This window comes from Sodalinema sp. (assembly GCF_046483825.1).
Classification (GTDB): domain Bacteria; phylum Cyanobacteriota; class Cyanobacteriia; order Cyanobacteriales; family Geitlerinemataceae; genus Sodalinema.
In genome coordinates, this window is the sequence record NZ_JAWOCL010000213.1 from 1 (window position 1) to 4531 (window position 4531).

At 52.0% G+C, this 4531-nt stretch carries 2 protein-coding genes and 1 pseudogene; 2 read left to right on the top strand and 1 reads right to left on the bottom strand.

Annotation, left to right across the window (positions count from 1 at the left end; translation table 11 throughout):
* Window positions 1–402: pseudogene (locus tag R6U67_RS13775) on the bottom strand (RNA-guided endonuclease TnpB family protein); the annotation flags it as partial.
* A gap of 223 nt (window positions 403–625) precedes the next feature.
* On the opposite strand from R6U67_RS13775, the gene R6U67_RS13780 reads away from it, so the two are divergent.
* Together R6U67_RS13780 and R6U67_RS13785 are read left to right on the top strand one after the other, a co-directional pair.
* Window positions 626–3205 (top strand): M1 family aminopeptidase, encoded by a 2580-nt coding sequence (locus R6U67_RS13780; protein WP_410253076.1) that lies wholly within the window; start codon window positions 626–628, stop codon window positions 3203–3205.
* A 115-nt stretch (window positions 3206–3320) separates the two neighbouring features.
* On the top strand, window positions 3321–3680 hold the full coding sequence (locus R6U67_RS13785) for a nucleotidyltransferase family protein (protein WP_410253077.1): 360 nt from the start codon (window positions 3321–3323) through the stop codon (window positions 3678–3680).
* Window positions 3681–4531: the final 851 nt, after the last annotated feature.

Consider the following 4531-nt stretch of genomic DNA (forward strand, 5'->3'; position numbering starts at 1 on the left):
CTTAAACCCATCGGTGAAGGTAATCGTCCTTCTATCCTCTGATAGTTTCCAGCCTGATGTTTTATACTCGACTGAATCGCGAATTTTATACTTCTTGAATTTAGGGAATCCCTTTTTTCCGGAAACCTTTTTCTTGCAGTTATCGTAGAAACGGGCTATAGCTGTCCAAGCCCGTTCTGCTGAGGCTTGACGAGCCATTGAGTTTAGCTTTTTGGCCCAAGGAAATTCCTTGGCTAGAACAGCACAGTAGGCACTCAGCTCATACCTCCCGACTTTTCCTCCCTTGTTATCCATCCAGTATCTCAGGCAACTATTCCTGACAAACCGAGCCGTGCGAATAGCTTCATCCAGCCGTTCGTACTGCTCTTTGGTTCCCCTCAGTTTTGCCTCAAATACTAACATGGGTGACTGAGTTATCTGGTGTGATTATACCATGGGAACTCCCCCGATTCATCTCAGCGTTGAATCAGAGATTACAACGTGAGCTTTCTCGTGGGGGCTAGGTAAACTGGGGATAGGGGGCGATCGCCACCCCACAAGAGACCCGTTACACCGCTGGGGCGATCGGTCACCCCTACCATAACCTGTTCACGTTCTGCGCCTGATTTTGTCCTTAATCTGCATTATGTCCAACTTCTACTTTGACGCCAACACCAACGCCTTTGAACTCCCCGGCGCACGTCCTCACTACACCCCGGACCGTCCCGGACAAGTCGAACATATTTTCCTAGATTTGGTTTTAAACATCCCCAAACAGCGATTCTCGGGGACTTGTCATATCCATCTAACGCCAATTCGTCCGGGGATTACGCAACTACAACTTGATGCGGTTCAACTCCAGATCAAAGCGGTTCACGTCAATGATAGCCCCCAGTCCTTTTCCGCTGACGGCGAGACTCTAACCATTGATTTGGATGACCCCACCAACCCGGAACAGCCCCTGGCGATTAAAATCGACTACAGCGTTAAACAGCCTCGACGGGGCTTATATTTTGTGGGACCAACGGAGGCTGAACCCCATAAACCCACCCAGGTTTGGACTCAAGGAGAAGATGAAGATTCCCGGTTTTGGTTTCCCTGTTTTGACTATCCCGGACAACTGGCGACCTCGGAAATTCGCGTCCGAGTTCCCCAAGACTTCCTCGCGATTTCTAACGGCGATCTCCTCAGTACCGAGGATGACGGTCAAGAGAAGATTTATCATTGGAAACAAACTCAAGTTCATCCGACCTATTTGATGACCTTGGCGGTGGGTCGTTTTGCTGAGATTCGCGATGACTGGAATGGTAAACCCATTACCTATTATGTGGAACGCGATCGCGTTGAAGATGGAAAACGCACGATGGGGAAAACGCCGCGAATGGTGGAGTTTTTCAGTAATGCGTTTGGTTACGAATATCCCTATCCTAAATATGCTCAAGTCTGTGTGACTGACTTCATTTTTGGGGGGATGGAAAACACCTCAACGACACTTTTAACGGATCGCTGTCTCTTGGATGAACGGGCGGCGATCGACAATGAACGCAGTGAAAGCCTCGTCGCCCATGAATTAGCCCACCAATGGTTTGGCGATTTGTTGGTGATTGAACATTGGTCTCAGGCCTGGATTAAAGAGGGGATGGCCTCCTATGCTGAGGTCTTGTGGACTGAGTATGAATATAGTCACGATGATGGGGCCTATTATCTCTTACAAGAAGCCCGCAGCTATCTCGACGAAGATAAACGCCGCTATCGTCGCCCCATTGTCACCAATATCTATCGGGAACCCATTGAGTTATATGATAGCCACATTTATGAGAAGGGGGCTTGTGTTTATCATATGCTGCGCTGTGAGTTGGGTGAGGCGTTGTTCTTTAAGGCGATCGCCCATTTTGTCAATCAAAACGCTCACTCCACCGTGGGAACTGTGGACTTGTTGCGGGCCATTTCTGAAGCCACGGGACGCAATTTACAAGGCTTGTTTGACCAATATGTCTTCCGGGGCGGTCATCCTGATTTTGAAGTGAGTTACAGTTGGGACAAAGAGGGCAACGTTGCCAAAGTTACGGTCAAACAAACGCAAGCCAAAGAAGGGAATACCCTCTACGATCGCAACCTGTTTGACCTCCATGTTCCCATCGCCTTTGGTTACGAAGACGACACCGCCCAACGGGTGACCGTTCATTTGTGTGACGCGGAACAAACCTTTTATTTCGCCCTTCCCCGCAAACCCCATTATGTTACCTTTGATGTGGGGAATACGGTTCTCAAAACCCTGAAACTCAAGTATCCTCTCCCCAATTTAGTCGCCCAGTTACGCGAAGATGATGATCCGATTTCCCGGATTTATGCCGCTGAAGCCTTAGCTAAAGAGGGCAGTTTAACGGCAGTGGATGCCCTGGCAAAAGCACTCAAATCCGAGCCATTTTGGGGGGTACGGGTTGAGATAGCGGGTCAGTTGGCTAAAATTAACCTTGACCAAGCTTTTGAGGGGTTATTGGCAGGGTTACAAGATGAGGATTCCCGCGTGCGTCGGGCGGTGGTGAACGGCTTGGCGAAGGTGAAAACTCGGGCCAGTTATAAGGCGGTGAAGTCCATTGTTAAGCAAGGCGACGCCAGTTATCGGGTGGAATCGGCGGCGGCGAAGGCCTTGGGGATGATTGCGGCGAAACTCCCGGATGGGAAACCGAAACCGGAAAAAGCGATCGCCCATCTGCGAACGGTTTTGGAGACCAAAGCCGGTTGGAATGAGGTGGTTCGTTTAGGGGCGATCGCGGGGCTAAGTCAGTTCAAAACGCAGCCAGAGGCGTTGGATCTGATTCTGGAGTACACCGCCGCTACGGTTCCTCAAGCCTTGCGTTTGGGGGCGATTCGCGCTTTGGGAACCGTCTCTACGGGACAATCTCCGGCGTTGGTCGATCGCATCCTCACTCGTTTGGAACAGTTGGCCCGGGAAGACTTCTTCTTAACGCAACGTTCGGTTGTGGTGGCGTTGAAGTCGATGGACACCTCGGGGGCGATCGCGATTCTACAAGGGATCGCCGAACAAGCCACCGATGGCCGGATTGTTCGGGTGGCCGAGGAGGCGATCGAGACGGTGGAGAAAAACCTGGGAACGGACAAGGCGGTGACGGGCCTGCGTCGGGAGTTGGACAAGATGAAGAAACTCAATCGAGATCTTCTCAGTCGTTTGGAGGCCTTGGAGGCGAAATCGGCGAAGTCCTAATGGCCTGGTCATTTTGAATGGTTCATCTCTGTCGGGGCGAACGGCTGTTCGCCCTGACTCTGGAGGGTTTGGGTATGTTTGAACCATTCGTCAGTCATATTTCGGAGGAATTGCGATGACCTCAACCCACGCCAATCTATCCCAGAGGGCGATCGCCCTGCGTCCGAATCTCACGGTCGATCGCCAACAACTCAGGGAACTGTGCGATCGCTGGCAGATTACCCCACTCGAACTGTTCGGTTCTGTCTTGCGCGACGACTTTCGCCCCGATAGCGATATCGATGTACTGGTCACTTTGGCTGATACGGCTCGCATCACCTTTTTTGACCTGGACAATATTGAACGACAACTGAGTCTCTTGTTTGAGAATCGCCCCGTTGATCTGGTGACTCGCCGGGCGATCGAACAGAGTCACAATCCCATCCGTCGCGCCGCTATTCTGGGAACGGCTCAACCCTTTTATCCTGAACCATGACTGACCGCGATCGATAATCTCTTCTCGATATAGCGTACTGCGCCGACCTCGTTCAACAGTATCTCAGTGGCAAAACCCGGTCCGAGTTGGAACAGGACAAAATGCTACAAGATGCGATCCTCAGGAGTGGGTACGACGGGGCACGTCGAAACCTCTGTATTTAATGCCGGCAACGCTTCTGGAGAATTAACCTCTCACCTCTCGTGCCGTGGCTCTGCCATCACCTCACCTCTCTCACCTCTCGTGCCGTGGCTCTGCCATCACCTCACTTCTCGTGCCGTGGCTCTGCCATGGCATGGGTGTACCTCTCGTGCCGTGGCTCTGCCATGGCATGGGTGTTCACCTCTCGTGCCGTGGCTCTGCCATGGCATGGGTGTTGGGCGGCTCTGCCGCCTAGTGGAGGCAGAGCCTCCAAGGGTGCATTACTTGGCTTCAGCCAAGTAACGAGATGAGAGAATAAGAAAAGCTCCCTGCGGTCGCTTTTAGGAGGCTAAAGGGGCGAAAGAACAAAGGGCTAGAAGAGTCCTGTGCCCACCAGACAGACGCGAAACCCACGGTTGTTGTCAATGTACCGCGAGGGGCGGTAACGGTAGGCTGAACGGCAGAAAAAAACAAATTCTTCTCCGACTTCCCGATTCGCTCTAACGTCAGCACCCCCGGCTGAAGCACGGGGGCTTCGTGCCCTCCCCTTCAGGTAGCTGACCAGCTTAAGCCTTAACGGGCTACGTTCAGAGCAAGAGTTAAAGTTCCTACCCGGGAATGCGTGCTAGTTCCCGGCTCTAGAACCGAATCGTTAAACAGTCCTAAGGGGTTAAGACAGTGCGATTGGGAAAGTACCGACTCTGAACATT

Bases quoted from the DNA above. Each gene is read 5' to 3' on its own strand.
- R6U67_RS13780 (WP_410253076.1), top strand. From the start codon at position 626: ATGTCCAACTTCTACTTTGACGCCAACACCAACGCCTTTGAACTCCCC.
- R6U67_RS13785 (WP_410253077.1), top strand. From the start codon at position 3,321: ATGACCTCAACCCACGCCAATCTATCCCAGAGGGCGATCGCCCTGCGT.